Here is a 26966-nt window from a genome sequence, read left to right on the forward strand (position 1 = left end):
GCGCGGGCCCTCGTCGTACGGGTGGCACGACGAGGGCCCGACGGTGTGTCAGTGACCTGCGGAGGTGCGGCGGCGGGCGGCGACGACCAGCCCGGCGCCGGCGGTGAGGGCGAGCGCCGAGCCGCCGAGCGCCCACGGGGTGGCGGGGCCGACTCCGGTGGCGGCCAGTTGGCGGTCGCCGGCCGAGGGGGCGGAGCCGGTGCCGAGCGGGGGCGCGACCGCGGGCCGGACGCCGCCGGTGCTGTCGCCGCCGGTACCGGGCTTGGCGGGTTCGGCGGTGGTGGCCGTCCCGTCGCCCCGCTCGCCGGCCTCGCCACCGTCACCGGTGGTGGGGGTCGGCTTCTTCTTGGCCGCTTCCTCCTCGGCCCTGCGCTTGGCCTCGGCCTCGGCGTTCGCCTCGTCCTTGGCGCGGGCCTCGTACTGGCCGACGTCGAGGAAGCGGCGGATGTCCTCCATCGTGCCGTCCAACGCCTTGTTGGCCGCCGCCCTCACCTCGGGGCCACCGGAGCTGAGGAGCTGCGAGACATGTACGCGGTCGTCGTCGTCCCGGGCCGCGCGCCAACCGGACTCCAGGAAGCGCACCCGGTCTTCGGGGGTGCCGTTCAACGCCCGCTGTGCCGCTTCGTCGACGCCCCGGCCGATGCCCTTGTCCGCGAGGATCTTCAGGATGGCGACGCGGTTGTCCTCGTCGCGTGCCGCGTACTGGCCGACGTCGAGGAAGTGCCGCATGGCCTCGGGGCCGCCGTCGAGCGCCCGCTGGGCCTCCCGCTCCAGCCCCTTGCCGATGTTCTTGTCCGCGAGCATCCGCAGGATCGCCATCCGGTCCCGCTCGGCGGACGCATCGCCCTCCCCGGCCGACTCCGCCGGCTTCGTCTCCGGCGAGGCGTCCGGGGCCGAGTTGGCCGGTGACGCACCACGGTCGGCAGCCATCGCCGGCGAGGAGAACAACACGGCCGGGGCTATCGCCGCAGCGGCGACCACGGCCGAAACGCGCGCCAACTTCACGCAGTACACCTACTTCGCTAAGAACTACCCAAAAACTGTCATCGACAAGGTAAAGCAGACGTAAGGTGATGTGATCAGCCGGGTGTTCCCGCGGTGCGGCAGTCGTCCCGCCCCGGACGCCCTCACATTCGGACAGGCCATGGAGGAGAAAAGGATGACCCCTCACCACCGCCGCACCCTCCACTGTGCGCTCATCGGCGCCGTCGCAGTCACCTCGCTGGGGGTCACCGCGGGGCCGGCTTCGGCCAAGTCCTCGCTCTCCTTCACCGCCGGCCCCCGCTCGGTCGGCCTGGGCGGCCTCGTCCGCGCCGCCGCCAAGGCGAGCGACGACAACGCCACGTTCAACAAGGTCTGCGTACAGCAGCGCTGGTCGGCCACCGCCTGGCACAACGTCGCGTGCTCCAAGCCCGCGCGGCACGCCGGAGGCGCCGTCAACGTCACCCTGCGCGTGAAGCAACGCGGCCATCTCCAGCTGCGCGCGGCCCTCTTCGAAGGCCGCTCCGCCCAGGACCAGCACCCCAAGACCCGCTCGACTTCCCGCCCGATCACCGTCACGGTCCACTGAGGCACCGCCCGGCGGCCCGCGTTGAGCCGCCGAGGGCGGGGAATCGGGGCAGGCCGGGTGTCGTTTCGGGACCACGAGTCGGGTTCCCCGGGTGCCCGCCCTCGTCATTCCGGCCAGGTTTGCAGGCAATCTGCGACACGTTCCCCGACGGTGACGACACTGGTCGGCATCATGCACCCACCGCCCCCAGACACGCGCATGACGCACCACACCGAACCGAACGGTAGTTCGCTTCGGTGTATCGGGGCGTGCAATGATCGCGGTATGTCGGTTTCTGTGCAGGTTTTTCGGGAGCGTGGGGCGGTCCCCGACCTCTGGTGCGACGACCGGACGTTCGCGGTGGTGGTGGCGCGCGACGCCGGGTCGACCGTCGGGTCGTTGGCGGTGCTCGACCTGGGGGCGGCGGACCCCGATCTCCGCTTCGTGGGAGTCGTGGCGGGCCCGGGGGAGGTCCGGGTGCCGCTGGTGGGGGCGGCGGTGCCGGTGGTGCGGGACGCCGGGGGTCGGACGCTTCGATGGGTCGAGGAGACGGGCGAGCTGTCCCTCTCCGCTGCCGCCGCCCTGGAGCAGTTGGGGGCGGTCGCCGGGGACGAGGTCCATCGCTGGTGGCGCAGGGAGTTGGCGGCGGAACCGGCCGCCACGCCGGGCGGCCGGGCCCCCGGGTCACCGACTGCGGAGGGCACCCTCTTCCGGGTCGGGGTGGGCGATGCCTGGTGCGATGTCGAGGTGGACGAGGGCCGGGCGGTGCTGGTGCACGACCGGCAGGAGGAAGGGACGGCCGCATCGCTCGCGGCGCTCGTGTCGTTGGCGGTGCGCCAGGTGACGGCGGAAGCCCCGGGGACCCCGGCGGTCGAGACATGTGTGGCGCCTGGCGACGAGGTCTTCGAGGCGGCCCTGGTCTCGCTCGGCTTCGCGCCGACGACCCGGCGGGCGGTCGAATACCACCTGGCGTGGGATGCCTGAGCGACACCGGGTGCCTGACGAGCGGCGGTCGGCCGGGTCCGTTCCCCGGCCTGCTGAGGACGGACAGACCGACGCGGGCCCGAGGCGATGTCCGGGTACTGGGTACCGGTGATCGAATATCGGGTAGCAGATACCCGGCGCTCGGGACGGTCCCGTTGCGCCGGCCTCGGCAGAGGCCAGTCAGATGAGGGGATGGCGATGTCCGACTCGACCCTGGGCAACCACACCGTCCGGTCCGAACTCTCCATTGGTGGGCGCCGATTGTCGTACCTCGACTTCGGTGGGGACGGCCGTCCCTTGGTCGCGCTGCACGGCCACATATCCGAGGGCGTCATGTTCACCCACCTCGCCGGGGCACTGGGGCCCGAGTGGCGGCTGATCGCCCCTGACCAACGCGGCCAGGGCGAGTCCGAACGCGCCGACGACTACACCCGCGAGGGATATCTGGCCGACGTCCGGGCCCTCCTTGACCATCTGGCGCTGGACCAGGTGGTGCTGCTCGGCCACTCCATGGGCGCCGTCAACGCCTACCAGTTCACGGCCCGCCACCCCGAGCGCGTCAGCGCGCTGATCAACGTCGAAGGCCCGGTGGAGCTCGAACTGGACGGTCCCAACCCGCTCGCGTTCCTGCTCGACCTGCCCCGCCGGGCGGCCACCCGCGAGGAGCTCGCCGCGGGTCTGGGCCCGGCCGGCTCCCAGTTCTCCGACCGGCTGCGGCAGAGCCCGGACGGCAGTTGGCGGCTGCCGTTCCACCCCGACGACATGTTCCGGTCCGAGGAGGAGGTGCACGGCGACTACTGGGACGACTGGACGTCCAGCAGCTGCCCCGCCCTGCTGATCCACGCCACCAAGGGCTACCTGCCGCCCGCCGAGGCCCGCGGCATGGTCGACCGCCGCCCCGGCACCGTGGCGGTCCAGCTGGACGGCGACCACCTGCTGCCCACCGGTGTCCCGGAGGCTTTTGCCGCCGCGGTCCGGGACTTCCTCGCCACGCTGTAGGGACGGCGGTGGGGCGGCGGGCGCCTTGCCCGAGGAGTAAGGCGTCCCGCGCGGACGGGCACCGCGCCGCCCGCCGCCCCTGCCGTACGCGCCGCCCCACCGCATTTCCCGGGATCGCCGGCCCGCGTGACCCAGACTGGCCCCGGACGCCCGTGCGGACCGCCCCGGTACCGCCGCGCAGGCACCCGCGGAACCAGGCCCCGGTCGCGACGGAGGAACGTATGGCGGAGGAGGACGGCGACGCACCGGCTCCGGTGCCCGGGACGGGCGGCGACCGGCGGCGGTTGCGCTACGAACTGCTGAGCTGCGCGCTGCACGGTCACCACCTCGAAGGCGTGGGCGCGGAACGGGTGCGGCCGGCCGACGGCCTGCTGGTCCGTGAGGACCCGGAGGGACTGCGCTGGCACCGGTGCCTGCGGTGCGATGCCTGGGTTCCGGTGACGCCCCGACCGCAGCCGGACCGTCCGCACCCACCCGACCGGGACGAGATCGCCCTCCCGCTGCGCGGCAAGCCGCTGCGCGACCGCTATGTCCTGCGGCTGATCGCGCTGGACCGGCTGCTGCACTTCGTGGTGCTCGGGGCGTTGGCCACCGGCATCCTGGTCTTCGCGGACAAGCGCGCGAGCCTCCAGGCACCGTTCTACCGGTTCATGGACCTGCTGCAGAACGGGGTGGGCGGGGCCGGGGGCGTCTCCGACCGCGGGCTGCTCGGCGAGGTGGCCAAGGCGTTCGCGGTGCGCTCGTCGACGTTGTGGCTGATCGGTCTGGTGATCGCCGCCTATGCGCTGTTGGAAGGGGTCGAGGCGGTCGGACTGTGGTTCGGCAGACGGTGGGCGGAGTACCTCACGTTCGTCGCCACCACCGTCCTGCTGGCCCCCGAGGTCTACGAGCTGCTCTCCCGGGTGACCGTCACCAAGGTCCTCACCCTGCTCGTCAACCTCGCGGTGGTGATCTACCTGCTCTTCGCCAAGCGGCTGTTCGGCGTGCGCGGCGGCGGCCGTGCCGAGGCCGCCGAGCGCGCACGGGACGTCAGTTGGGAAGCCCTGGAGCGGGTGCCGCCCGCCCGGACGGCCGGCTGAAGCCCACCGGCACGGGTGCCTCCACCGGCCGCCGCACCGACGTCAGTCGGAGTCCAAGGCGCTTCGCACCTCCGCCGCGACCGTCTCGTCCGTCAGCAGCTCGTTGCGCTTCAGGCACGCCGCCTCGATGTTCCGGGCCCCGCTCAGCGCGGTGCTGCTCACGGGGCGATCTGCTCGTCACAGGGCGACCAGACGGTGGTGTAGCGGACCGGCGCCCGGTGCACCCTTACTTCAGGCCGAGCGCCCTGCGGATCGTGGTGAACAGGTCGGTCTGGTTCGTGATGCCGAGGACCCGGTACGCCTGCGGGCCCTAGGCGGCGATCCGCACCTGGGTACCGGTGTGCTCCTGCGACTGACCCGGGGTGTTGGTCGAGTAGTTGACCTTGAGCTGCTGGCCCTCGTTGGTGACGAGAGTGGAGCTCAGGCCGGGCGGGGTGGCCTCCAGCGGCACGATCTGGCTGGTGTGGCCGTGGTCGGCGGTGGTCACCACGAGCGTGTCGGGGTGCTTGGCCGCGTAGTCGCGGGCCACCTTCACCGCGCGGTCGAACGCGGCGGTCTCGCCGATCTGACCGCACGGGTCGGCCGCGTGGTCCTGCTTGTCGATGGACGCGCCCTCGATCTGGAGGAAGAAGCCCTTCTTGGCGTGCTTCTGCTTGGCCTCCAGGAGCTGGATCGCCTTGGTCGCCGAATCGGCCAGGCTCGGGGTGGCCGACGGGCGGTTGGGGTTGGAGGTCACGCACCGCTGCGGGTCGGTCCCGCCGACCGCCGCCGGCCTACCGGTCCACTCGGTCGGCACATTGCCCGACGCGAACAGGCCGAGCACCGGCTTGCCCGCCTTGACGCCCTTCAGGCCGGCGCCGTCGGTGACGACCTGGTAGCCCAGCTTCCGGGCCTGCTCGGTGACCGTCAGGCCCTTGTACTTGCCCTCGGTGACCTTCTGGTCGAAACGCTGCTTCCCACCGCCGAAGAGGACGTCGACCTTGTGGTTGACGGACTGCTCGGCGATGGAGCCGGGACCGCCCTTGGCGAGGGTGTCGGTGGGGCACTTGGCCATGTCGCCGGGGCCCTGGCAGGAGCGGTCCGTGGCGTGCGAGGCGAGCACCGCCGGGGTGGCGTCGGTGAGTTCGGCGGTGGTGACGCTGCCGGTGGCGTAACCGCCCCGCTGCGCCAGTTCGAGGAGGGTGGGGACGGCCTTGTCGGTGTCCGGGGTCTTGGAGATACGGCCGTTGACCGTCTTGCGGCCGGTCGCCCAGCCGGACCCGCTCGCGGCGGAGTCGGTCACGTAGTCCGGGGTGCCGTCGGCGTGGACCGCGTAGGTCGTGTAGGCGCCCGTGAGCGGGAACCCGTCCATGTTCAGCCGGCCGCCCGCGCCGACCACGTAGTCGCGGGCGAGCGTGATCTCGGAGTCCCCCATGCCATCACCGATGAGCAGGATGACGTTCTTCGCCTTGCCGCCCTTGATGGCGTGCTGGGCCTGCTGCACGGTGTCGGAGGCGCCGGCCGCGGTGGCCACGGCCGCGGCCGCCGCGGTGGCGGCGACCAAGGCGGTGGCGGCCATGACGTGACGGCGGGAGGGTCGGTGCATGAAACGTCTCCTTGAAGATCCGTGGGACGTGGACGTCTGGTCCAACGCGCCCCAGCCCACCAGTCGTTGGTGAACCAAGGGTGACGTCATGCCGGCAGCGCCGCAGCCGCCACGCAACGGGACGGCGCGGAGGCGGGGAGAGGCACGGGGCCGGGGCCCCCTCCCCTCACCCGCCGCCGCTCGCTCAGGCGCCGCCCAGCAGCAGTTCGGTGTCGCGCCGCAGCCGCCGTGCCGCAGCGACCTCGAAACCGGGGCCGTCGACCCGGAGCGGCGTCCCCTGCACCAAGGCGCTCAGGGGCGCCTGGGGTGGGTCGGCCAACACCGCGGCGAGCGGCCGTACGGCGTCGCGGACTCGTTCACAGGCATGAGGGTTGGGCTCACGTAGCACTCCAGAGGTGAGGAGGGAAGCCAGGCACCTCGCCGAGGGATCTCGACGCCGGGCAGCCGGCGACAACCACGGCCGCACGACGAGCGCAGTAGTTGACACAACTATGTGACAGTTATCGAGAGAACCACAATCCTCTAGTGGCATTTTCTGGCCAATCGGCCTCGCGCACCCCTAAGATCCCGTCACGATGAGAGCCGACGCCGCACGCAACCTGGACGCGGTCCTGCAGACCGGAGCACGCCTGCTGGCGCACGATCCCGCGACGAGCATCGCGGCGATCGCGACCGCTGCGGGCGTGGACCGCCGCACCGTCTACCGTCGCTTCAGCACCCGCGAGGCGCTGATGGCCGCCGTCCACACCGCCAAACTCGACGCCTGCGAAGAGGTCCTCGCGCAGGCCCGGCTGACCGAGGCGCCCGTGACCGTGGCACTGCACCGGTACGCCGAGGACATCATCGCCGTGAGCAGGAAATGGCCGGTGGATCTCCAACAGGCGCGGGACGAGGCCGCAACCGCACGCCTTCAGCGACTGCTCCAACACCTCGACGCGTTCATGGCGCGGGCCGTCCGCGAAGGCGTCCTCCGCCCGGGCCTCCCGGACCGCTGGGCACGCACCCTGCTGACGCACCTCACCAACATGGCGTCCCACGAGATGCCCGAACTGACCCCCGCGCAGGGAGCCGACCTCGTGACCCGGTCCCTGCTCACCGGGCTGGGGCCGAACTGACGCCGGTCCGCACCGACCCGATCGACCCCGCCCGCGGCCGGTTCCCGCCGGTCAGTCGCGCTGCGCCACGAGGTCCCGGAGCACCTTCAGCACGTCGGCGGTGTCGTCGGCGGGCGGGGCCTGCACCGCCGCCTTGGCGCCGTAGTCGGAGTAGCGCGTGCTGGTCTTGATCGTGCCCTGCGGGGTCTTGATGTCCACGTCCATCTTCACGGGGTAGTCCTGGCCGTTGACCCAGACGTCGTAGTCGTAGCTCTTGACGCCCGCCTTCTTGATGTTCGCGAAGAGCTTCTCCCGCTGCTCGGCCGTGAGGTTGGTGACGGACTTGAGCGACCCGAGCCCCGCCTCGACGCCCAGCGAGCCCTGGTAGTGCTCGGCGTGCTCGCCGTCGACCTCGCCGCCGCCCAGGTGCCTGACGTCCGGCGAGCCGAGCAGCATCGCGAGCTGCTGCGACGGGTCCTGGTTCATGTCGTCCAGGCCGGCGGTGACCTGCCGCATGAGGGCGTTGTCGGCCGACTCCGCGGCGGCGGCCCGGAGGTCGAACTTGCCCCACCGCTTGCCGTCGAACGCCTCGGTCCGCTTGCCCATGTCCACGTAGACGGTGTTGTCGAGCCACACCATGTGCGACGTCTCGGCGCCGCCCGCCCGGCCCCCGAGCGGGCTCTCACTCATGGTCACGTCCATGACCATCGGGTCCCATCCCATGACGCCCGACACCTTCGTCTCGCCACCGTCCGGCAGCCCCGCCGGCATCGACATGCTCATCGTGACCTTCGCCGACTTCGCCGCCGCGGTCTTCTTGTAGGCGACCGTGAGCGCCTGGATCGGGGCGCGCTCGGCGCCCCCGCCGGAGCCGTCCCCCGCGACCTTCTTCGCGCCCTGCTGGCAGCCCGCCGCCCCTGCCAGTACGGCCACCGCCATGAGCGAGACGCCGGTGCGCCGCGCGATCCCCTTCTGCATGCCCCACCCCTTTTTGTCCGCCTCCGGGAATTACGCACGCACCGTAACGCATTGGCCTGACATTTATCGAAAGAGGTGATCCGGCTGTACCGCGCGCCCGCCGCCTCCCCAGCGCCTTTATCGCCGCTTTCCTTACTGCCGATTTACGGTTCCTTTGAGCACTATGGGTGTGTCTTGGCAACGTTCGTGTGCCTCAGGACACCTGAGGAAGAATCAAAGGACCACCAGTGCGCCCACCCGTCATCCCGATGTCAGCCTCCGCACCCGGCCCGGCGGAGCATCGGAGCTGACGACGATGGCGAACTCCCCGCAATCCACCGCGACACTGGGGCCCCTCCCCTCCAAGCCCGTCCGAAGCCCGCTTCCCGATCCGCGCCACCGCTCCGCGCCGTGGTTGCGCCCCACCATCCGGATACGGCTCACGCTGCTGTACGGCGGCATGTTCCTGATGGCCGGCGTCGTACTGCTCACGATCATCTTCTTCTTCGCGGCCGGCACCCTCAAAGAAGGCACTCCGGACTTCAGGGTCTTCGGCACCAACCTGAGGGTCAGCAACGTCAACTGCCCCATCCTGCCGACGTCCGGCAGCGTCGACGAGATCAACACGGCGATCAGCGCCTGCATCCAGGACCAACGCACCCTGGCGCTGGGCCAGTTCCTCAACCGTTCGTTGTTGGCGTTGTTGGGGTTGACGATCGTGGCGTTCGCGTTCGGTTATGCGATGGCGGGGCGGGTGCTGTCGCCGTTGGGGCGGATCACGCGGACCGCGCAGCGGGTGGCGGGGTCGGATCTGCATCGGCGGATCGAGTTGGGTGGTCCGGATGACGAGCTGAAGGAGTTGGCGGACACCTTCGACGAGATGTTGGACCGGTTGGACCGGGCGTTTGAGTCGCAGCGGCGGTTCGTGTCGAACGCGTCGCATGAGTTGCGGACGCCGTTGGCGATCAATCGGACGTTGTTGGAGGTGCAGCTGGCGGATCCGCAGGCGTCGCCGGAGGTGCAGCAGCTGGGGAAGACGCTGTTGGCGACCAATGAGCGCAGTGAGCAGTTGGTGGAGGGGTTGCTGCTGCTGGCGCGCAGTGAGAACAAGATCGTGGACAAGCGTCCGGTGGATCTGTCGGAGGTGGCCTCGCAGGCGGTGGATCAGACGCGTGAGGAGGCGCAGGCCAAGGGGGTGCAGCTGCGCGGGGTGCGGCAGCAGGTGTTCGTGCAGGGCAATGGGGTGCTGTTGGAGCGGATCGCGTTGAATCTGGTGCAGAACGCGGTGCGGTACAACGTGCCGGAGGGCGGTTGGGTGGAGGTGACCACGGAGCCGCAGCCGGGGTGTGCGGTGCTGGTGGTCTCCAATACGGGGCCGGTGGTGCCGGCCTACGAGGTGGAGAACCTCTTCGAACCGTTCCGGCGGCTGCGTACGGAGCGGACCGGCAGCGACAAGGGCGTGGGCCTTGGCCTGTCCATCGTCCGGTCCGTGGTCCGCGCCCACGACGGCACCATCACCGCCGAACCCCGCGAAGGCGGCGGACTCGACATGCGCGTCGTCCTCCCGCACGCACCGTGATGTCCGCGGGCTTCCTCGGCCGGTCGGTGGCAGGGACGAACGCCCCCTGCCACCGACTCGCGCCCGCCCTGCCTCACTGATCGTCCGGCACCGCCCGTTCCGCGGTGCGGGACGCGACGAGGATGGACAGTGTGCTCCGGGCCTCACGCCGTAGTTCCTCGCGCCGCGCGAAGGCGGAGGTGAAGGCGAGAACCGAGACCGTCGCCGCATACAGGGCAACACCAACAGCAGACAGGAGCCCGATACTCATCGGGCACGCACCTTTCTTCCCCCCACTTGGGTACGCCCGGCCGGCCAATCGGACCGGGGTGCGTGCTGCGCTTCCACCTTACGCATCCTGTCAACACCCTTACGCCGCCGCGTCCCACGCCGCCCTGCCCACTGTTCCCGCCTACCGTTCCCGCCCACCGGTTCCCCGTGTCGAAGCCGGGACGTGCGGCGGCCCGCAGGTAGTTTTCGGGACGGACAGTCACTCGTTCAGTCACTCGTTCCACATGCGTCAGGCATTGCGGCCGGAGGGAGCGACCCACCATGCGTCCGCGCTTCTTCTCATCGCCGTGGAGGCCCCGGTGAACCGCGACGAGTGGGCGCTCGGCCGTAGGCATCTCGTGACGGGGCTGGCCGCGCTCGCCGCCACCTCGGCGTGTTCGGGCTCGGGCGCCCCTGGGCCCGGCGCCAGCCGCGCGGCACCGGGCTATCCGCAGGCGCAGTGGGTTCCCGCCAGCATCACCAACTTCACCCCCGCCGACCGGCCGGCCAGTCATCCCGTACAGATGGTGATCGTGCACGTCACGCAGGAGACGTTCCCCGACACCCTGATGCTGTTCGGCCGTCCCGGCTACCGCGCCTCCGCCCACTACACCCTGCGGTCCCAGGACGGTTACCTCGCCCAGTGCGTACAGGAACACGACGTCGCCTGGCACGCCGGCAACAGCACGTACAACTGGCGCAGCATCGGGGTGGAGCACGAGGGGCGGGTCGACGAACCCCACTGGTTCACCGATGTGCTCTACGAGCGGTCGGCCGCGCTGACCGCCGCGATCTGCCACCGCTACGGCATCCCGATCGACCGCCGCCACATCATCGGCCACAACGAGGTGCCCGGCGCCGACCACGTCGACCCCGGTCCACTGTGGGACTGGCCCCGCTATATGCGGCTGGTGGCCGCCGCCTTCTGACCACTGCCCGGTGGACGCCGGTGGGCCCGGTGGCCCGGGCCCATCTCGGTCAGCGGTCGCCGTTGAAGTAGGTGATGTCCCAGTGGGTGCCGCTCGGTGCGACTTCGCGGGCGTAGACGTTGCCCGCCGGGGACTTGTAGGTCTTGGCGCCGTCACCCGGGCGTGGGCCCGTGTAGCGGAAGGGGCCGGCGATGTACCTGTCCACGCACGGGGTCACATGGACATCGACCCTGTAGCCGTTCCAGTGGCTGTACTTGCCTTCCTGGTGGCCCTTCTCGGTGCCCGCGGTGACGGTGACCGCGCACCGGCTCGCCCGCTTGAACACGATCACACCGGCGACGGTGGTCCGGTTGATCTGCTCGAAGGACGTGCAGCTCCGGTTGTTCCGGTTGCTGCACCGGCCGGACGAGGTCCAGGCGACGCCGGCCTTCCGGAACTGCTGCGCCGCGGCGGTGTGGGTGTACTTCGCCGGACGGCCGTCGCGTGGGTGCGCTGGTGACGGTCGTGCGGTGGTCTGGGGCGGTGCCCGGCGCGGTCGGCTGCGATCGGGCCGGCAGGGACGGCAGGGCGGACCCGACTCGGTCCGCCCAACTCGCCGTTCTCCCGGCCCTATTCGGCGGTCTCGGTGGATTCGTGCGCGGCGGGGGCGTCCGCGCCCGGCTCCGCCGCGTCCTGGAACGCCTCCAGCATCTCCGGGGACCAGGTCAGGCTGCCGTCCCGCAGGTCGTCGAGCACTCCTTGGAGCCAGCGCTCCTCCGCACCGACGACGGCGAGGAGGTATTCGTTCTCGATCAGCGTGATCCGTGGGAGTCCGGCCGGGGCCGCGGCGTTCTGGCGCTCCAGTTCGGCGCGCTGGGCCGCGAGCCGTTTCCGGCGCCGCTCCAGGATCGGTGCCACCTCGTCCGGGCTGAGCATCAGCATGTTCGACAGCGCGGCCGGGAACACCGGGAACTCCGCCTTGGGCACCGCCAGCATCTGCTCCAGCCACTGGCGAGTGACCGCCCGCCCCTCGTCGGTGACCTCGTAGACCGTCCGCTCCGGGTACTGCTGATCGCGCTCGGTGTGCCGGACGGTGATCAGTCCGCCGGTCTGCAGCCGCTCGATGGTGCGGTAGAGCCCGGCCCGCTGGCCGACGTTGACCACCTGCTCCTTGCCCCACTCCTTGAGCAGTTGCTGGATGCCGTAGGGGTGCAGCGGGCGGTGGTGCAGCAGCGTCAGCACGGTGAGGCCGAGCGGCGAGCTCTTCACGGGGGCGGTCATGCGGGTCATCGTAGTCAACGACGTAACTAGTTGCATTGGGACTAGTTGCTTTGCAACTATGGGGCATCGGCACGGCGGCGCACACGCACCGCCGTCGCCGGTGCGACGCGAACGATCCATGCACTTCGCAACGATCCACGCACTTCAACTGGGAGCGGTTATGGACCTCAATGGCGGGCTCGGCGGCCACGGCGGCCGGACGCGGACGGCACTGGTCATCGGGGGTGGGGTGGCGGGGCCGGTGACGGCACTCGCGCTGCGCAGGGCAGGCATCGCGGCGACGGTCTACGAGGCGTACCCGACCGCCGCGGACGGGGTCGGGGCCTGGCTGGGCCTGGCGCCGAACGGGCTGGCGGCGCTGGCGACGGTCGGTGCCGACGCGGCGGTGCGCGCGGTGGGCGAGCCGGTCCCGGGGATGGTGATGGCGGACGGCGCCGGCAACCACTTCACCCGTTTCGACGGCTTCCCCGAGCTGCCCCCGACGATGACGATGCCGCGCGACCGGCTGTTCCGGGCACTGGCCGATCACGCGGCCGGCGAGGGCATCCGGTTCGAGTACGGCAAGCGGTTGGTCGACGCCAAGGAGTCGCCCGAGGGCGTCACGGCCCACTTCGCGGACGGCACCTCCGCCACCGCCGACCTGCTGATCGGGGCGGACGGCATACGTTCCACGGTCCGCACGGTGATCGATCCCCAGGCACCCGCGCCCGAGTACGGCGGCGTGCTGAGCTTCGGCGGCTACGCGGCGGCGGACTGCGGCATCGACGCCGAGGTCGAGGTCGAACCAGGCACCATGTACTTCGCGTTCGGCCGCGCCTTCATGGGCTACTGGCGGGGTGCGGACGGCCGGCTGATCTGGTTCGCCGGACTGCCCACGGACACCCCGCCGAGCCAGGACGAGCTGGCGCGGGTGCCCACCACCCAGTGGATGAGCAGGCTGCGCGACCTGTACGCCGGCCACGTCCCCGGTGAGCTGCTGCTGCGGCACACCGACCCCGATACGCTGATGGTCGTCGGCCAGATGGAGCAGATGCCGTCCGTACCGCACTGGCACCGGGGACGGATGGTGCTGGTGGGCGACGCGGTGCACGCGCCCTCCTCCAGCTCCGGGCAGGGCGCCTCGCTCGCCATGGAGAGCGCGGTCGAGCTGGCCCGCTGTCTGCGCGATCTCCCCACCCACCGCGAGGCGTTCGCCGCCTACGAAGCACTGCGGCGCCCGCGCGTGGAGGCGATCGGGCAGAACGCCGCGGCCGTCAACAAGGTCAAGGCGGGCAAGAGCGTCGCGCCCGCGCCGGCGATCGGGGCGCCCGAGGAGATGTTCCGCGCGCTGCACTTCCATCGGATCGCCTGGGAGGAGACGGTGACGACGGGCGGCAGGCGACGAGCGGCGGGTGAGCAGCGGCGGGTGAGGGGTGCGCGGTGCCGGCGGCAGCGGTAGCGGTAGCGGCCGGTCACCCTTCCTCGCCGGCGCCGTCCGGCACCTCCGGCACTGCGGTCGCGATCGCGCTCAGGCAGGCGCGGACCGGCGGGCTCTGCGCGCGGGCGAGCCAGGCGGCCCGGATGTCGCGGCGCAGGGCCGGGCGGGTGGCGAGGAAGCGTACGTCGGGCGGCGCGAGGCGGCGCGACATGGCCGGGGTGAGACTGGCGGCCACATTGCGGGAGACCAGGGCGAGTTGGGTGAGGTGGTCGGCGAGGAGGTAGCGGATGTCGGGCTCGACGCCGCGGGCGCGGAGCGTCTGGAGGAGGGTGCCGTGCGGCTCCGTACCGGGCGGGCAGCAGGCCCAGGCGGTGTCCGCGAGCGCACGGAGATCGGCGTGGGCGGCGAGGTCGATGGCCGAGCGCCCGGCGAGCGGGTGGTGCACGGAGAGTGCGACATAGACCTCCTCGCCGATCAGGGTGCGGAGCCTGACGCCTTCCGGGACGGCGAGGGGGCGGGTGGTCCAACTCTCGACGAGGAGGAGGTCCAGCTCACCGTCGGCGAGGCGGGGCAGCAGGTCGACGGCCTCGCCGTCGACGACCGTGGGGGTGAGGCGAGGGTGCTCGGCGGCGAGGGCGGCGAGCGCGTCGGGCAGCAGGGTGCGCACCGCGCTTCCGACGCCGCCGATGCGGAGGGGGCCCAGCACCTCGCTGCCGAGGTCGGCCAAGTCAGCTTGTGCGGACGCCAGTTGTGCGATCAGTCGATCGGCGTGGCCGGCCAGGACGCGGCCGGCGTGGGTCATGCGGACGCTGCGGCCGTGCGGTTGGAGGAGGGCGTGGCCCGCTTCGCGTTCCAGTTTGGCCAGTTGCTGGGAGACCGCGGAGGGCGTCATGTGCAGGGTGCGGGCGGCCCGGGCGATCGATCCGTGAGTGGCGACGGCGGCGAGCGCGCGGAGCCGATCAATGCTGAACACATTAGGGATGCTACCGATTATTGGGCTTGAATCATTGCTTTTTGTTTATGGTGCGGCCAGGCACAGTGGATGGCATGACGCGTGGAAACGAGTCGTTGACATCGGGAAAGCCAGCTTCGGGAACGTCAACTTCGCCAGAGTCGGCATCGGGACAGCCGGCGTCGCCAAGGTCGGCACCGGGAGAGGCGTCAACAGGCATGCGGGCGGGCGTCGTTGGCGCATCGGGGTGGCGGCCTTCGCCGTACGGCCGGGCGGGGCGTCCCGTCGTACTGGCCATCGCGGGATCGGCGTGCATCTCCGCCTCGGCCGTCTTCATGAAGCTCTCCGGGACGAACGCGGGCACGGCGGCCTTTCTGCGCTGCGCGTTGGCGCTGTTCCTGCTGGTGCCGCTCGCCTGGCGGGAGGTGCGACGGGTCGGCGCCCGGCCGTTGCGCTATCAGCTGATGGACATCGGCGCCGGCGTGCTGCTCGGCGTGGACATGGTGTTCTGGGCGGCCAGCGTCCTCGACGTCGGCGCTTCGGTCGCCACGGTGTTGCTCAACGTCCAGGTCGTGGTCTTCCCGTTGCTCGCCCGGCTGGTGTCGGGGACGCGGCTGACGGGACGGTTCGTGCTGATGGTCCCGCTGATGTTGGCCGGGGTGGCGCTGGCGAGCGGGGCGCTCGGGCGTCCGCAGGCCGGCAGCGATCCGGTCGCCGGGGTGACGTTCGGGACGGCGGCGGGGGTGACGTACGCGGGATACCTGTTCCTGATGCGACTGGGCGGCGGACGTGAGCACACCGTCACTCCGGTGTGCGTCTCGACCGCGGCGGCCGCCGCGACGGCTGCCGTGCTGGGCGGCCTGTGGACCGGGATCGATCTGGATCCGGGCTGGCCCGCGTGGGGCTGGCTGATCACGCTCGCCTTCGTCGGGCAGGTGCTCGCCTGGCTCCTGATCACGGCCGCACTGCCGAGGCTGGCGCCGAACGTCGGTGCCGCGCTGCTGCTGCTCCAGCCGGTGATGGCCTTCGGGTTGGGGGTCGCGATCGGCGAGCGGCCCACCCCGACCCAGGCCGCGGGCTGCGCCCTGGTGGTCGCAGCGGTCTGGCACACCGGCCGGACGCCACGGAAGCGTCGGAGGGGAGCCGGGTGAGGCGGCGGAGGCCCGGCCGCCTCCGGAGGCGGCCCGCTCGGGCGCCCCGCCGCGATACCGTCACCGCATGGCTGATTCCCACAGCGCCGATCCCCGCCTGACCACGCCGTCCTTCCTCGTGCTCGGCTTCATCGACCAGTTGGGCGAGGCCACCCCCTACGACGTGAAGGTCGAGGCCGGCCGCACGGTGGCCCCGTTCTGGTCGATGCCGCACGCGCAGGTCTATGCGCAGTGCGACCGGCTCGTCGCGGCGGGACTGCTGTCCGAATCCCGGCAGTCGGGCGGGCGCAACCGGCGGTTGCTGAAGCTGACTCGGGCGGGCAAGGCGGCCTTGACGGAGTGGCTCGCCGACTCGACCTTCGTCCCGGTCGAGGCGCGGGAGCGCAGCATCCTCAAGCTGTGGTTCGGCGGCCGGCCGGAGGTCCACTCCCCCGTCCAGATCAGCGAACACCACCGCACGCTGACGGAGTACGAGGAACTAGCCGAGACCGTAGGGGAGTTGCTGACGCGGGGGCAGCGCGAGGCGCTGGAGTTCGGCATTCGCTACGAGCGGATGATGATCGACTTCTGGCAGTGGGTGGAGCAACGGGGCGACCAGCGGGGCGAATAGGCCACGCCGGGCGCTCCACCCATGCACAGCCTCCCCCTGCGAACATCCGCCCATTTCCCACCAAGGACATGCGCATCGCGCCGGCACGCGGCGCGGAAGCCGCGCCGGCCATTGACCGCGGACCGGATCACCCCTACCTTCTCGACAGTCCAGTTAGGACCATCCACTTAGGACCATTGCCGGGCACCCGGGCCCGTCGGAGGCAGGGCCGCGATCCAGGGAGTCGCCATGAACCGTCCGAGGAGGGCCACTTGGCGCCGCGCGGCCACCATCGCCGTGGTGGTCGTCTGCGTGGGGTACGCGCCGATCGCGATGACCGAGCTGTGGCCGTACGCGCACCGGGGCGCCCCCGCCTTCGGTGAATGGCTGCTGGGCCGGGCGGTGTCACCGCGCTATGTCGCGGATGCCCTCGCCACCCGCATCGGACCGTACGGCCGCAGCCTGGCTGCGATGATCTTCCATTCGGTGCTGGGCGGCGTGCTGATGCTGCTCGGGCCCGCTCAGTTGATCTCGGCGATCCGGCGGCGCAGGCGGCTGCACCGCGTCCTGGGCGTGGCGTTCGCACTGACGGTGTACGCCTCGATGGCGGGCGCGGCGATCTACCTGGCGCGGACCGCGCCGCGTGACGCGTTCAGCGGGCCGGCGTTCTGGATCGTGCTCGCCACCATCCTGGTCGGCACCGTCCTGAGCGTCACCTTCGGCATCCTCGCGGCGATCGGCAACTTCCCCGATCTGCACCAGCGTTGGATGCTGCTGTGCTACGCCTACCTGATGACCGCGCCGCTGCTGCGCCTGGAATGGGGCGCGCTCCCGGCGTTCCTCCCCGGTCTCTCCATGGCGGACGCCAACCGCGTCGCGATCATGCACCTCGGGGCCGTCGTCGCCTTCGGAGCCCTGGTCGCCTCGCGCGCGATGGACAAGCGGGACGCGCCATCCGGGGTCCGCGGCACCTGGGTGCCGACGCCGGTGCTGGTCGCGGCCCACGTGGCCGGCGCGTCGGCGCTCGGCTGGCTCGTCAAGTCCGCCATGGGGTGGGGCAGTGGCGGTGCCCGTCTGACGGCCGCCTATCTGGTCCCCTTCGCCGCGGCCTACGCCACCATGTTCGTCTGCCAGCGGCGGGCAGGCCGGGACGGCAGGAGCTGGGCGCGCGAGGAGTGGCGGCTGCATCTCGTCGCGCTGTGCCTGGCTCCGCCGTTCTCCGCCGCGGCGGGGCTGCTGTTCGAGCACTATGCGGGGCTCGACCGGCCGACGGCACTGGCCGCGGGGATCGCCATCGGCTGCGGGATGTTGGCCTTCGCGGCGACCGCGGTGGTGAGCGTGCGGGTGATGGTCGGACGCGAGGTGCTCAAACGGGAGCGACTGGCCGCCGCCCCCCGGCCGGACCGGGATCCGGCGCCGGTGGGGTGAAGCCCGTTGTCCATCGAACGCAGGGCGCCGGCGACGATACTGGGGGCGGAGAAGAGATGGCCAAGCCAACGTCGGCGTCGCTCCCGGCCTGTTCGCCATCGGCCGGGCACGGGACTGGGAGGAGGTCCGCACGCTCGCCCCGCCTCTGGTGCTCGTCCTGGTCGGTCGCCGTCAGCGTGCTCTACGCCGGACAACTCCATGCGGTCCGGGGCGGATCGCTTCTCCCCTGACCGGTGACTGGCCTGGGACCGGAGCTGGGACCGGGGCTGGGACCGGGGCTGGCTGCGAGGCCGGGGAGCGGGTGGGGCGACCTGCGTGCGGGGCCTCAACGACCCACGTCGCGGTATTCCTCGGACAGCCGGACGACCTCTTCGGCCAGTGGCTCCAACTGCGGTTCCTGGCGCGCCGCGGCCCGTGCCAGGCGGGCGATCGCCGCGGGCCACCTCGCGTCCGCCCGGCCCGCCGCACCCCCTTCGGCCGCTCCCAGATCTGCGGGCTCCTCAGGTCGAGCCGCCAGAAGAGCGGCACCTGGGCGAAGCGGACGAACAGCAACCGGCGCCGATCGGAATGCCGGAAGTCGGGATCGGAGCGCAGCGCCGCCACCGGCCGCACCCCTCGCAGGACCTGCTCCGCCCGCGCCAGGCACGCACCGAACTCGCCGTCCGGGACGACCCATTCGACGTCGATGTCGCTGTAGTCGTCCGCGGTGCCCGCCGCCAGTGAGCCCAGCAGCAGCGTCCGCGATGCCGGACAGTCGCGCTCCAGGGCGTCCCGCACCGCGTCCACGAGCGCCTGGCGATCCGATGTGCACAGCATGGCGGCAGCCTAAGGGTTCTCCGACGGGTCAGGGCCGGGTCAGCGGTCGGGGCGAGGGTGCCGCCGGTACGGGCGCGGGTCAGCCGGGTCGCCCCTGGCTCCGCAGCGCCCCGTACACCGACCACACCACCGACACCAGCGGCACCGCGACCACCGCACCGAGAACACCCGCCGTGACGCCCCCGCAGACCACCGCCAGCGCCACCACGATCGGGTGCAGGCTCACCGCGCGGCTCATCACCACGGGGTGCAGTACATGCCCTTCGAGCTGTCCGATGAGCACGATGAGCAGGATGACGAGCAGCGCCACCAGGGGCCCCTTGGCCGCCAGGGCCACCACCGCGGCCACCGCCAGCGCCACCGGTGAGCCGATGAGCGGGACGAAGGCGGCGAAGAACTCCAGCACCGCGAGCGGCAGGACCAGCGGCACGCCCAGTGCGAAGAGGGCCACGCCCACGAGGACGGCGTTGGTGGCGGCGATCAGCACGATGCCGCGGGTGTAGCCGGTGAACGTGGTCCACGCCGCGCGTCCCGCGGTACCGACCGGCCGGCGTCCGCGCTCCGGGAGCTGACCGCCGAACCAGAGCCACATCCGGGCGCCCGAATGCAGGAAGAAGACCGAGCAGAACAGGGCCAGCACGCCGACCGTCAGCACCTCCGCCAGCCGGCCCACGCCACTCACCGCGGTGTTGATGAGGTTGGCGCGGTTGGTGGACACGAAGTGGGAGATCCACTCCTGGAGATGGGAGAGGGAGCCGGGCTGGAGGTGAAACGGCGGACCTTCGAGCCATCGCTCGATCCTCGCCACGCCCCCGATGAACACCAGGCGCAGACCGGGCCACTCATCGGCCACGTTGGCCCCGATCAGGCTCAGCACGCCGAACAGGAGCAGGATCCCGAACAGCAGCCCGGCGGTGACCGCCGCGACGCGCGGCAGCCACCGGCCCAGCAGGTTCGTCAACGGTTCGAGCAAGGCGGTGAGCACCAGTCCCAGGAACACCGCCAGGGTGACGAGGTGGAACCGCCCCAGCACCGCGAACACGGCGTAGACGGCGGCGCCCACGACCAGCAGCCGCCAGCCGTACGCGGCAGCCATGCGCAGCGACCTGGGTACGGCGACGGCCTCGCGCGGTCGTGGGGCCGACGTCCCACCGGTCCGCCGCACGACGAGCCATCGACGCCGATGCGGGACGGCTCGCTGTGCGGCGGACGCGGCATCCCGCGGTCTGCGGGTGGGACCGGCCCTGCGGGATCGGTTCGGCACGTTTGCGCCGCCACCTCCTCCCGCCCGCGGGCCTTCATGGGGACCCTCCTGCCACGGGGCCCCGAAGAGAGCGGTATCACCGCCGGGAGGGGATCGAACACAACCAACCGGTATTCCCCCGAAGGCACCCGGCCGGGTCACCGGGGGCGCCGGTGGACGGTCGCCGCACGGCGGCCACGGGCGGCGACCACGGACGGCGGTCGTCGGCCGCGACCGTCAGCCGTGATCTGGGCCCTGACCTGGCTCTTTACGCCTGCCGCAGCCCTCGTCTAGCAGAAGTTGCCGTTACTGCAACCGAGGCACACAGTGAAAGGGGACGCTCGAACGAGATCGGAGCACATCGTGGTCGTTCTCGGCATCATCTTGCTCGTCATCGGCCTGGTAGCCGGCCTTTCCTTTCTGGTGACGATCGGCGGCATCCTGCTCCTCATCGGGGCGGTCCTGTGGCTGCTCGGCGTGATGGGGCACGCGGTCGGCGGACGGCGTCATTACTGGTAGCGGCCCACGGACGGCGGCCGAAGGAACGGGGCAGGGCGGGAACGCGGCCCGGGTCCGCAGCGGCTCACGCGCCCGGAGGAACGGCCAGTCGCCAGTAGCCAGTAGCCAGTAGGAGACGGTATGAGCACGGAAGCGGGCTACGGCCGGACGTACGCCATCCAGCCGGCCGGCGGAATCGGCCAGCACGCCGGCCACCACCAGACCTTCCCCCACACGCTGAAGGCCCGGGTCGTGGACATCCAGGACCAGGCGCCGGTGGCCGAGCTGCCGGTGACCTTCGTCTGGGATTCGATGAGCCAGCAGGCGCTGTTCGAAGGCGGCGAGATCTCCGTGACCGTCCTCACCGACCCGCAGGGTTACGCGGAGAGCCCGCGGCTCACGGCCGGCGACGCCGCCGGCACCGCGACCTTCACCATCACGGCGGCGGGCGCCCCGCCGGCCCATGTGGAGATCATGGTCGACCGCTGACCGACCACCGGCAGCACGCCCACCACCGACAGGGACGTGCGGTAGAAAGTCCGCATGCCTCGCCTCCCCGTGTGTGGCCCCGAGGGCCCCCTGCGCGTCACCGCGACCACCACTCCCCCGGCGCCGCACGCCGGCTCCGAACCCCCGCTCCGGGCCGTCCTGTTCGACTTCTCCGGGACCTTGTTCCAGATCCGCTCGTACGCGGAAAGAATCCGTGCGGTGCTGCCACCACCGGTGCACGACGCGACAATGGACCACATCCTCAACGGACTTGAGGCGGGCCTCGCGGACCCCGGCGTGCGGGAGGCGCAGCGCGCCCGCGACGTCTCGGCGGAGGCCCACCGGCACGCCTTCACCACCTGGTACTCCTCGGCGCCCGAGCTGGCGCCGGTCGCCGAGGCGCTGTACGGGCAGCTCAAGACCCCCGAGTACTGGCAGCCGTATGCCGACACCGCGTCCACGGTGCGGCAACTCGCGGACAGCGGACTGGCGTTGGGCGTGGTCAGCGATATCGGCTGGGAGCTGCGCCCCACCTTCGCCCACCACCGGCTGGACCACTGCTTCTCCTCCTGGGTGCACTCCTACGAACACGGCACCGAGAAGCCGGATCCGCTGCTGTTCCACCGTGCGTGCGAGGAACTCGGCGTCGAGCCGGCAGCCGCGCTGATGGTGGGCGACCATCCCGCGAAGGACGGCGGCGCGGCCGGCGCGGGGCTGCGTTCCTATGTCCTGCCGGCGGGCGCCGTGCCCGGCTCGCACCGCGGGCTGGCGGCCGTACTGCGCCTCGCGCGGCTCGCGTCCTGACCCAGGGGACCGGCCCCAGGATCGAGCTCGTGCGCGGCGTACGGGTGGTGCTCATCGGCGGGACGTCGAATGTCGGCAAGTCGACGGTGGCGCAAGTGGTCGCCGAGCGGCTGGGGTTCGCCTACCGGTCGACGGACCAGCTGGCCCGGCATCCGGGGCGCCCCTGGCGGACCGTGGAACGGGCCGTGCCGGAGCACGTCGCCGAGCACTACGCGTCGCTCCCGGTGGACGAGTTGATCACCTCCGTCCTCGACCACTACGCACGGCTGTGGCCCCGTATCGAGGAGCTGGTCACGGCCCATGCGGCCGGCGCCGAGGGGGCGGCGACGGGCCTGTTGCTGGAGGGCTCGGCGCTGCGGCCCGGCCGGGTCGCGGGCCTGACGGTCCCCCGGGTCGCCGCCGCGTGGCTCACCGCGGAGCCGTCCGTCGTCCGCGCCCGTGTGCGCACCGCCGGCCGCCACGCGGCGGCGACGTCCGCGGAACGGCACCTCATGGACATGTCTCCAAGCCGTGGCTGTCTTACGACTTTGAGTACATAACGGCACTTACGTAAGTGCTGTTATTGTGGCGGAATGGCAGAGAAGGGCGAGACGCGGAAAGAAGATCCCGGCGCCGGCGTGGGTGATCCCAGTCGGGAGAGTCTGTGGCGGCCGTTGCGGGTGCTGCAGGAGGGGATGGATGCGGAGATCGCGCGCATCTACGCGGAGCGGCGGATCGAGGGACTGAAGCCGAGCTTCGTGATGGAGCTGCTGCGACTGCACGCCCGTGGGCCGATGACGATCGGCGCATTGGCGGAGTCGGTCGGCCGGACGCATTCGGCGCTCAGCCAGAAGGTGGCCGCGATGCGGGCGGCCGGTTGGGTCGAGACCGTTGCCGGTGCCGATGCGCGGAGCAAGGAAGTGACGCTGACGGAGCAGGCCCGGGGAGTCATCGGGCGGCTGGCGGCGGAGTGGCGGGCCACCGAGGCGGCGGTCGCCGAGATCGAGGCCGAGGTTCCGTATCCGCTCAGCCGGGTCGTCGCCGACATCGAGCGGGCGCTGGAGCGCAAGAGCTTCCACGACCGGATCGCGGAGAAGCTGGCGGAGGATCCCGCGTGGGAATGAGGCACGCGCTGATCGACGTCACGCCGCTGCGGGCGTCGCCGGCCTTCCGGCGGTTATGGGTCGGGCAGACGCTGTCCGGCTTCGGCGGCCAGATGACGGTCGTCGCCGTGATGTTCCAGGTGTGGCAGCTGACGCACAGCACCACGTGGACGGGTGCGGTCGCGCTGGCCCAGGCCGTACCGCTCATCGCACTCGGGCTCTTCGCCGGGACGCTCGTCGACCGTGTGGACCGGCGGCGGTTCTATGTGGCGATGACGGCGGGGCAAACCGTCTGTTCGGTGGTGCTGGCGGTGCAGGCGTACGTCGGCGGCGTGCCGGTCGGGGTGGTGGTGCTGCTGGTGGCCGTGCAGTCCTGTTGTGTGGCCGGGGGCGGGCCGGCGTCGAAGACGTTCGTTCCGGCCCTGTTGCCGCGGGAGCAGTTGGCGGCCGGTCTGGCGTTGCGGCGGATCTCCTTCCAGGGTGCGATGTTGGTCGGGCCGGCGGTGGCCGGACTGGTGTTGGGCACGTTGGGCGCCGGTGCCTGCTACACGATCGACGCGGTGAGTTTCGTCGCGGCGTTGTACGGGGCGCTCGGGTTGCCGATGCGGGTCGCAAAGGGGGAGGCGAGCGCCCGTCCGGGGCTGCGGGGCGTTCGGGACGGGCTGGCCTTCCTCGTCCGCACACCGGTCGTTCGCGGGGCGTTGCTGACGGATCTGGCGGCCACCGTGCTGTCCATGCCGATCAGTCTGTTTCCGCTGATCAATGCCGAGCGGTTCGGGGACAGTCCGCGCACGCTCGGCCTGTTCCTGTCCGCGATCGCGGTCGGCGGGGTCGGTGCGTCGCTCTTCTCCGGGACGTTCACCCGGAGTGCGCGACCCGCTCTGGCGATGCTCGGCTCCTCGGTGACCTGGGGACTTGCGCTGGCGCTCTGCGGCCTCGCGCCCAACAGGTGGCTGGGGCTGGCCTGTCTGGTCCTGGCGGGCGCGGCCGACACGGTCTCCGTGGTGTCCCGGAACACGCTCGTCCAGTCGCACACCCCGAACGAGATGCTCGGGCGGGTCGGTGCGGCCGAGCAGATCGTGGGGCAGGCCGGCCCGGACCTCGGCAACATGCGGGGCGGGTTGGTGGCGGATGCGACGTCGGGCGTGGCGGCGTTGGTGAGTGGTGGGGTGTTGTGCGTGGGAGCCGTGGTGCTGGTGGGGCTCGTGACGCCGGGGTTGGGGTGGCGCTCCCGGGACTCCGCGGATGCGGCGCGGGGACGACGCGCGACGGCGGCCGGTTCGTGAAGCTGCCGGGTTCCTCCTGGGAGCGGTCGGGGTCGGTTCGGGGTGAGGGTGGTGGCCGCCGCCGGATGCAGCGGGTGCATACTGCCCGTCGGCGCGACGCGATTTCCCGTATGTGAGGAGCAGTCATGTCCGACCAGCCCACCACCGGGAAGGCGACCTTCAAGGCCGTCTTCGAGGTGCGTCCGGACGTCCTGGAGCAGGCGCAGGCCCTTGCCGAGAAGTTCCAGTACGCGATCGCGCCGGCCACCGTCGACTTCGACTTCGGCGAGATCAGCCGGGCCGCGAGCGCCGTTCCCGACGGTGCCACCGTGAAGATCGTCCGGGGCTGGGGGCTCCAGGAGACCGCGCCCGTCGGCGTCATGGTGATGTCGCTCCGGGAGGCCGTCCGCCAGGCGCTGGGCCAGCCGTTCGGCAACCCCGCGTTCTGGGAGCGGGCCGAGGCCGCGCTCACCGAGGTCTTCGTCGACCTGGGTCGCCAGGAGGGCACCCACCTGTCCTTCTACGGTGACGCGCCCGACAGCACCGGCTACTACTACAACCTGCTGTTCGCGCTGCACGACGAGGAGACCGAGGGCTTCGTCTACGCCGTCGCGTTCTGTGTGAACGTGACGATCGGCCTGAGTGCGGACAAGGCCGGTGCGCTCGCGATGGACGACGTCGCGCAGTGCGCGATCCGGGTCAACGCGATCACGGTGCGTCAGCCGGTGCGCCCGGCGGCCTGATGGCGGTGGTGGGGAGCGCTCCCCACCACGACCCGCGACCGCGGCGAGGACCGACGCCCCTCTGGGCGCGGCAGCTCGCCGTGGTCGGCGGGCCCGGGTCAGACCTCCAGGACGAGGTGGATGCCTTCGTAGGCGAGCCATTGGGCGTGGGTGTGGAGCCCGTAGCGGAGCTCCGTGACGGGCTTCCAGCCGGGTGGGGAGGGAGGCCAGGCGGCGGTCTCGGGGGTGGTGTGTGCGGCTTCCTCGGGCGGGGCGAGGGGGACGGGGCGGACGGCGGTGCGGATGGCCTCCGCCAACTCGGTGGCGGTGATCGAGGCGTCCGCCAGGCCGATCACCGACTCCGGGGGCGGTGTGCGGAGCAGCAGTGACAGGGCGGTGACCAGGTCCCGGGTGTGCAGCGGGCGCAGTGTCTCGGCGGGGTCGTCGAGGGTCAGGGGGTAGCTGCGCAGGGCGTCCCAGACCAGGCGGCCGATGCGGGAGTCATGGGGGCAGCCGGGGCCGTAGAGGTCGCCCAGATGGAGGGTGAACTTCGTTGTGAGGGCGGGGAGTTCGAGGGTGAGGGTGGGGTTGGGGGAAGCGGTCGGCGGGAGGGCGAGGGGGGTCAGGTCCAGGAGAGCGTGCGGGGGGTGACCGCTCGGTCGTCGGGTCAGGGTGGTGACGTGGTGTCCGGCGTCCGTGAGTCCGCGGACGAGGTGTTCGCCGAGGGGGGTACCGGCGCCGCCGAGTAGCGCGACGCGGTGGGCGTCGGCTGGGTGGGCGTCGGTCGGCGTGGGGTGGGCCCGGCGGGGCGGTCGGGTCCGTTCGGCGGCGTCGCGGCCGGCGTCGAGGCCGGCCCGGGTGATCCGCGCCAGTTCGTCGCGCTGCTGCGCGATCCGCTCCTCCGCCTGGGCGTAGCTGATTCCGCCGGGGCCCACGGTGGCGAGCGCCTCGGCGAGCACGGCGGGGTCCGGTACGGCGTCCGGGCCCGGGGCGTCGCCGGGATCGCCCGTCGCCGGATCGCAGCGGAGTCCATCCTTCTGGTGGACGAATCCCATCGTGAAGGCGGTGAGCCAGGCTCCTCGCGCCGCCTCGGGGGTGGTGGCTTCGGCCATTCCCACGATGGCCGGTTGCTGCCTTCCGATACGGACGCCGGAGCCCTCCAGGTACTGCTCGCAGTCGAGGTGGAGCCAGCGGCCGGCGTCCGGGCCCCGGAGCGCGTGCGGGGCGCGTGCGTCGGCGGGCACTGTGCGTACCGCGCACTGCGCGACGCCCTGTTTGAAGAACGGGAGCACCCGCAGACCGGTCAGTCGTGCGCCTTCGCGCCCGGGAACATCCTGGGGCAGAAAGCACACCGAACGGCGCGGTCCGCGGAACGCATTGCCGGAGATGCTGCCGTGGTCCTCGTGTTCGGCGAGGCTGGGCACCGAAACGTAGGACGGGATTCCATGCGCGCGTAAGTAGCGGTTCATCAGGATGTCGTCGGGCCAGCTGTCAAGATGGCGTCGCCCAAAAGCCGCGAAACCGGAGGCGACTTCCCTGGGGAGAATGATGGCGACACAGGGAAAGTACTCGTTGACGGCGCCCACCCACCGGGCGCCGGCCATGGCACCGAAACGCACCGCGGCGCCGTTCCGGGAGTCCCAGAGTGCGAAAAGCGCCAGCGCGGCGTCGGGCATCTCGGCAATCGCCATCCGGGCGCGTTCGAAAAACGTATCGGAAAGGATCATGTCGTCCTGGACGACGAGCTGGTGGGTGGCACCGTCCTCGATCGCCTCCCAGGCGCACAGCGCGGTCCGCAATACGGACGGTTTCCCGGCCGGGTCCGGGTCCATGACGACACGCAGGGCTCCGGGCGGCGCGGACCGTGCCAACCTTTCGGCGGCGGCCTGGCGTTGGGGATGGGTCATCACGGCCCCGCTCAATCGATAACGGGTCATCAATTCCTCCGGTTCTCCGTTTTCCCGGCCCGTCGGGCTTTTGCATCGCATCGGATGGATCCGGCACGTGAATCCGGACAGTACGGCGGTCCGCGCACGCGCCGCAAGACTGCCGAAATGGCGCTCTGGCCACCGGAATCGACGACGGACATGCTGACCGCTGGCCCACGCCGGGCCGACTCGTGCGCTGTTATGTGGGAAGAGGGGGTTCCATGCCCGGAACGGTGAACGGAAACGGGGACGTCGGAATGAATGGCAATGCGCGGGGTAATGGCGGTGCCGGAACGGGGAGTCCGGAGCCCGATGTCC

General features: G+C 71.5%; 28 protein-coding genes and 2 pseudogenes. 18 read left to right on the forward strand and 12 right to left on the reverse strand.

Features of this window, described 5'->3' with window-relative positions:
• Window positions 1-48 precede the first annotated feature (48 nt).
• Entirely contained in the window at window positions 49-1005 is a 957-nt protein-coding gene (locus JNO44_RS35670) for an ALF repeat-containing protein (protein WP_205368131.1), read from the reverse strand.
• A gap of 154 nt (window positions 1006-1159) precedes the next feature.
• Here JNO44_RS35670 and JNO44_RS35675 point away from each other — a divergent pair, with 154 nt between their 5' ends.
• The 4 genes from JNO44_RS35675 (at window position 1160) to JNO44_RS35690 (ending at window position 4611) form a co-directional block, all read left to right on the forward strand.
• Complete coding sequence (locus JNO44_RS35675) at window positions 1160-1570, forward strand: hypothetical protein (protein WP_205368132.1); 411 nt, start codon at window positions 1160-1162, stop codon at window positions 1568-1570.
• Window positions 1571-1834: 264 nt separating this feature from the next.
• Window positions 1835-2533: a hypothetical protein gene (locus JNO44_RS35680; RefSeq protein WP_205368133.1), complete on the forward strand. Its 699-nt coding sequence runs from the start codon at window positions 1835-1837 to the stop codon at window positions 2531-2533.
• A 198-nt stretch (window positions 2534-2731) separates the two neighbouring features.
• On the forward strand, window positions 2732-3532 hold the full coding sequence (locus tag JNO44_RS35685) for an alpha/beta fold hydrolase (protein ID WP_205368134.1): 801 nt from the start codon (window positions 2732-2734) through the stop codon (window positions 3530-3532).
• 221 nt (window positions 3533-3753) lie between these two features.
• Window positions 3754-4611 carry a DUF2127 domain-containing protein gene (locus JNO44_RS35690; protein WP_205368136.1) on the forward strand — a complete coding sequence of 286 codons (858 nt, stop codon included), beginning with the start codon at window positions 3754-3756 and terminating at the stop codon, window positions 4609-4611.
• A 226-nt stretch (window positions 4612-4837) separates the two neighbouring features.
• Here the strand turns inward: JNO44_RS35690 and JNO44_RS35700 are convergent.
• Both JNO44_RS35700 and JNO44_RS35705 read right to left on the reverse strand, forming a co-directional pair.
• Window positions 4838-6196, reverse strand: a pseudogene (locus tag JNO44_RS35700) (alkaline phosphatase).
• A gap of 184 nt (window positions 6197-6380) precedes the next feature.
• Window positions 6381-6584 (reverse strand): hypothetical protein, encoded by a 204-nt coding sequence (locus tag JNO44_RS35705; RefSeq protein ID WP_205368138.1) that lies wholly within the window; start codon window positions 6582-6584, stop codon window positions 6381-6383.
• Between the two features lie 187 nt (window positions 6585-6771).
• Between JNO44_RS35705 and JNO44_RS35710 the strand changes: the two genes are divergently transcribed.
• Window positions 6772-7311 (forward strand): TetR family transcriptional regulator, encoded by a 540-nt coding sequence (locus JNO44_RS35710; RefSeq protein WP_205368140.1) that lies wholly within the window; start codon window positions 6772-6774, stop codon window positions 7309-7311.
• A 51-nt stretch (window positions 7312-7362) separates the two neighbouring features.
• Here the strand turns inward: JNO44_RS35710 and JNO44_RS35715 are convergent, their stop codons facing one another.
• Window positions 7363-8268 carry an SCO4651 family lipoprotein gene (locus JNO44_RS35715; protein WP_205368142.1) on the reverse strand — a complete coding sequence of 302 codons (906 nt, stop codon included), beginning with the start codon at window positions 8266-8268 and terminating at the stop codon, window positions 7363-7365.
• A 295-nt stretch (window positions 8269-8563) separates the two neighbouring features.
• On the opposite strand from JNO44_RS35715, the gene JNO44_RS35720 reads away from it, so the two are divergent.
• Window positions 8564-9826 (forward strand): sensor histidine kinase, encoded by a 1263-nt coding sequence (locus tag JNO44_RS35720; RefSeq protein ID WP_205368144.1) that lies wholly within the window; start codon window positions 8564-8566, stop codon window positions 9824-9826.
• 73 nt (window positions 9827-9899) lie between these two features.
• On the opposite strand, the gene JNO44_RS35725 is transcribed toward JNO44_RS35720, so the two are convergent.
• Entirely contained in the window at window positions 9900-10076 is a 177-nt protein-coding gene (locus JNO44_RS35725) for a hypothetical protein (RefSeq protein WP_205368146.1), read from the reverse strand.
• A 319-nt stretch (window positions 10077-10395) separates the two neighbouring features.
• On the opposite strand from JNO44_RS35725, the gene JNO44_RS35730 reads away from it, so the two are divergent.
• A complete protein-coding gene (locus JNO44_RS35730) occupies window positions 10396-11004 on the forward strand; it encodes an N-acetylmuramoyl-L-alanine amidase (protein WP_235095415.1) in 609 nt (202 codons plus the stop codon).
• A 49-nt stretch (window positions 11005-11053) separates the two neighbouring features.
• On the opposite strand, the gene JNO44_RS35735 is transcribed toward JNO44_RS35730, so the two are convergent.
• Complete coding sequence (locus JNO44_RS35735) at window positions 11054-11335, reverse strand: hypothetical protein (protein WP_205368148.1); 282 nt, start codon at window positions 11333-11335, stop codon at window positions 11054-11056.
• A 278-nt stretch (window positions 11336-11613) separates the two neighbouring features.
• Window positions 11614-12264 carry a PadR family transcriptional regulator gene (locus tag JNO44_RS35740; protein WP_240167812.1) on the reverse strand — a complete coding sequence of 217 codons (651 nt, stop codon included), beginning with the start codon at window positions 12262-12264 and terminating at the stop codon, window positions 11614-11616.
• Between the two features lie 160 nt (window positions 12265-12424).
• Here JNO44_RS35740 and JNO44_RS35745 point away from each other — a divergent pair, with 160 nt between their 5' ends.
• Window positions 12425-13702: an FAD-dependent oxidoreductase gene (locus tag JNO44_RS35745; RefSeq protein WP_205368152.1), complete on the forward strand. Its 1278-nt coding sequence runs from the start codon at window positions 12425-12427 to the stop codon at window positions 13700-13702.
• Window positions 13703-13715: 13 nt separating this feature from the next.
• Here JNO44_RS35745 and JNO44_RS35750 read toward each other — a convergent pair whose 3' ends face one another.
• Together JNO44_RS35750 and JNO44_RS35755 are read right to left on the reverse strand one after the other, a co-directional pair.
• On the reverse strand, window positions 13716-14654 hold the full coding sequence (locus JNO44_RS35750) for a LysR family transcriptional regulator (protein ID WP_205368154.1): 939 nt from the start codon (window positions 14652-14654) through the stop codon (window positions 13716-13718).
• Window positions 14655-14685: 31 nt separating this feature from the next.
• Window positions 14686-14970 (reverse strand): hypothetical protein, encoded by a 285-nt coding sequence (locus tag JNO44_RS35755; protein ID WP_205371463.1) that lies wholly within the window; start codon window positions 14968-14970, stop codon window positions 14686-14688.
• Here JNO44_RS35755 and JNO44_RS35760 point away from each other — a divergent pair.
• From JNO44_RS35760 to JNO44_RS35770, 3 genes are all read left to right on the forward strand, one after another.
• Entirely contained in the window at window positions 14969-15784 is an 816-nt protein-coding gene (locus tag JNO44_RS35760) for a DMT family transporter (protein WP_240167813.1), read from the forward strand. The two genes, JNO44_RS35755 and JNO44_RS35760, sit on opposite strands and share 2 nt — an antisense overlap.
• Before the next feature lie 67 nt (window positions 15785-15851).
• Window positions 15852-16394 (forward strand): PadR family transcriptional regulator, encoded by a 543-nt coding sequence (locus JNO44_RS35765; protein ID WP_205368157.1) that lies wholly within the window; start codon window positions 15852-15854, stop codon window positions 16392-16394.
• A 228-nt stretch (window positions 16395-16622) separates the two neighbouring features.
• Window positions 16623-17801 (forward strand): DUF2306 domain-containing protein, encoded by a 1179-nt coding sequence (locus tag JNO44_RS35770; protein WP_205368160.1) that lies wholly within the window; start codon window positions 16623-16625, stop codon window positions 17799-17801.
• A 171-nt stretch (window positions 17802-17972) separates the two neighbouring features.
• On the opposite strand, the gene JNO44_RS35775 is transcribed toward JNO44_RS35770, so the two are convergent.
• Together JNO44_RS35775 and JNO44_RS35780 are read right to left on the reverse strand one after the other, a co-directional pair.
• Entirely contained in the window at window positions 17973-18617 is a 645-nt protein-coding gene (locus tag JNO44_RS35775; protein WP_240167814.1) for a nucleotidyltransferase family protein, read from the reverse strand.
• Between the two features lie 79 nt (window positions 18618-18696).
• Entirely contained in the window at window positions 18697-19713 is a 1017-nt protein-coding gene (locus JNO44_RS35780; protein WP_205368163.1) for an AI-2E family transporter, read from the reverse strand.
• 510 nt (window positions 19714-20223) lie between these two features.
• Between JNO44_RS35780 and JNO44_RS35785 the strand changes: the two genes are divergently transcribed.
• From JNO44_RS35785 to JNO44_RS35815, 7 genes and pseudogenes are all read left to right on the forward strand, one after another.
• Window positions 20224-20379 (forward strand): DUF6131 family protein, encoded by a 156-nt coding sequence (locus tag JNO44_RS35785; RefSeq protein ID WP_180990259.1) that lies wholly within the window; start codon window positions 20224-20226, stop codon window positions 20377-20379.
• A 120-nt stretch (window positions 20380-20499) separates the two neighbouring features.
• Window positions 20500-20847: a hypothetical protein gene (locus JNO44_RS35790; RefSeq protein ID WP_039629471.1), complete on the forward strand. Its 348-nt coding sequence runs from the start codon at window positions 20500-20502 to the stop codon at window positions 20845-20847.
• Between the two features lie 54 nt (window positions 20848-20901).
• On the forward strand, window positions 20902-21651 hold the full coding sequence (locus JNO44_RS35795; RefSeq protein ID WP_205368165.1) for an HAD family hydrolase: 750 nt from the start codon (window positions 20902-20904) through the stop codon (window positions 21649-21651).
• A gap of 29 nt (window positions 21652-21680) precedes the next feature.
• Window positions 21681-22148 (forward strand): annotated as a pseudogene (locus JNO44_RS35800) (hypothetical protein); the annotation flags it as partial.
• Window positions 22149-22223: 75 nt separating this feature from the next.
• Window positions 22224-22754 (forward strand): MarR family winged helix-turn-helix transcriptional regulator, encoded by a 531-nt coding sequence (locus JNO44_RS35805; protein ID WP_240167815.1) that lies wholly within the window; start codon window positions 22224-22226, stop codon window positions 22752-22754.
• Window positions 22751-24019, forward strand: coding sequence for an MFS transporter (locus JNO44_RS35810; protein WP_205371122.1), 1269 nt, complete (start codon window positions 22751-22753; stop codon window positions 24017-24019). Before JNO44_RS35805 ends, JNO44_RS35810 begins: the two co-directional genes overlap by 4 nt.
• A gap of 125 nt (window positions 24020-24144) precedes the next feature.
• The gene (locus tag JNO44_RS35815) at window positions 24145-24741 is read left to right on the forward strand and encodes a Type-2Aa cytolytic delta-endotoxin (RefSeq protein WP_205368167.1); all 597 of its coding nucleotides are present in this window, start codon (window positions 24145-24147) and stop codon (window positions 24739-24741) included.
• A gap of 98 nt (window positions 24742-24839) precedes the next feature.
• Here JNO44_RS35815 and JNO44_RS35820 read toward each other — a convergent pair whose 3' ends face one another.
• Complete coding sequence (locus JNO44_RS35820; protein ID WP_205368168.1) at window positions 24840-26657, reverse strand: hypothetical protein; 1818 nt, start codon at window positions 26655-26657, stop codon at window positions 24840-24842.
• Window positions 26658-26966 lie beyond the last annotated feature (309 nt).

This window comes from Streptomyces noursei (assembly GCF_016917755.1).
GTDB classification, from domain to species: Bacteria; Actinomycetota; Actinomycetes; order Streptomycetales; family Streptomycetaceae; genus Streptomyces; species Streptomyces yunnanensis.

What these genes read in the sequence shown, in the direction of transcription:
- JNO44_RS35815 (WP_205368167.1), top strand. Translation starts at nt 24,145, where the DNA reads ATGTCCGACCAGCCCACCACCGGGAAGGCGACCTTCAAGGCCGTCTTC.
- JNO44_RS35690 (WP_205368136.1), top strand. Translation starts at nt 3,754, where the DNA reads ATGGCGGAGGAGGACGGCGACGCACCGGCTCCGGTGCCCGGGACGGGC.
- JNO44_RS35775 (WP_240167814.1), bottom strand. Translation starts at nt 18,617, where the DNA reads ATGCTGTGCACATCGGATCGCCAGGCGCTCGTGGACGCGGTGCGGGAC.
- JNO44_RS35790 (WP_039629471.1), top strand. Translation starts at nt 20,500, where the DNA reads ATGAGCACGGAAGCGGGCTACGGCCGGACGTACGCCATCCAGCCGGCC.
- JNO44_RS35810 (WP_205371122.1), top strand. Translation starts at nt 22,751, where the DNA reads ATGAGGCACGCGCTGATCGACGTCACGCCGCTGCGGGCGTCGCCGGCC.
- JNO44_RS35755 (WP_205371463.1), bottom strand. Translation starts at nt 14,970, where the DNA reads ATGAAGACGGCCGAGGCGGAGATGCACGCCGATCCCGCGATGGCCAGT.
- JNO44_RS35715 (WP_205368142.1), bottom strand. Translation starts at nt 8,268, where the DNA reads ATGCAGAAGGGGATCGCGCGGCGCACCGGCGTCTCGCTCATGGCGGTG.
- JNO44_RS35675 (WP_205368132.1), top strand. Translation starts at nt 1,160, where the DNA reads ATGACCCCTCACCACCGCCGCACCCTCCACTGTGCGCTCATCGGCGCC.
- JNO44_RS35795 (WP_205368165.1), top strand. Translation starts at nt 20,902, where the DNA reads ATGCCTCGCCTCCCCGTGTGTGGCCCCGAGGGCCCCCTGCGCGTCACC.
- JNO44_RS35820 (WP_205368168.1), bottom strand. Translation starts at nt 26,657, where the DNA reads ATGACCCGTTATCGATTGAGCGGGGCCGTGATGACCCATCCCCAACGC.
- JNO44_RS35720 (WP_205368144.1), top strand. Translation starts at nt 8,564, where the DNA reads ATGGCGAACTCCCCGCAATCCACCGCGACACTGGGGCCCCTCCCCTCC.
- JNO44_RS35710 (WP_205368140.1), top strand. Translation starts at nt 6,772, where the DNA reads ATGAGAGCCGACGCCGCACGCAACCTGGACGCGGTCCTGCAGACCGGA.
- JNO44_RS35765 (WP_205368157.1), top strand. Translation starts at nt 15,852, where the DNA reads ATGGCTGATTCCCACAGCGCCGATCCCCGCCTGACCACGCCGTCCTTC.
- JNO44_RS35685 (WP_205368134.1), top strand. Translation starts at nt 2,732, where the DNA reads ATGTCCGACTCGACCCTGGGCAACCACACCGTCCGGTCCGAACTCTCC.
- JNO44_RS35760 (WP_240167813.1), top strand. Translation starts at nt 14,969, where the DNA reads ATGAAGCTCTCCGGGACGAACGCGGGCACGGCGGCCTTTCTGCGCTGC.
- JNO44_RS35805 (WP_240167815.1), top strand. Translation starts at nt 22,224, where the DNA reads ATGGCAGAGAAGGGCGAGACGCGGAAAGAAGATCCCGGCGCCGGCGTG.
- JNO44_RS35780 (WP_205368163.1), bottom strand. Translation starts at nt 19,713, where the DNA reads ATGGCTGCCGCGTACGGCTGGCGGCTGCTGGTCGTGGGCGCCGCCGTC.
- JNO44_RS35770 (WP_205368160.1), top strand. Translation starts at nt 16,623, where the DNA reads ATGAACCGTCCGAGGAGGGCCACTTGGCGCCGCGCGGCCACCATCGCC.
- JNO44_RS35725 (WP_205368146.1), bottom strand. Translation starts at nt 10,076, where the DNA reads ATGAGTATCGGGCTCCTGTCTGCTGTTGGTGTTGCCCTGTATGCGGCG.
- JNO44_RS35745 (WP_205368152.1), top strand. Translation starts at nt 12,425, where the DNA reads ATGGACCTCAATGGCGGGCTCGGCGGCCACGGCGGCCGGACGCGGACG.
- JNO44_RS35680 (WP_205368133.1), top strand. Translation starts at nt 1,835, where the DNA reads ATGTCGGTTTCTGTGCAGGTTTTTCGGGAGCGTGGGGCGGTCCCCGAC.
- JNO44_RS35740 (WP_240167812.1), bottom strand. Translation starts at nt 12,264, where the DNA reads ATGACCGCCCCCGTGAAGAGCTCGCCGCTCGGCCTCACCGTGCTGACG.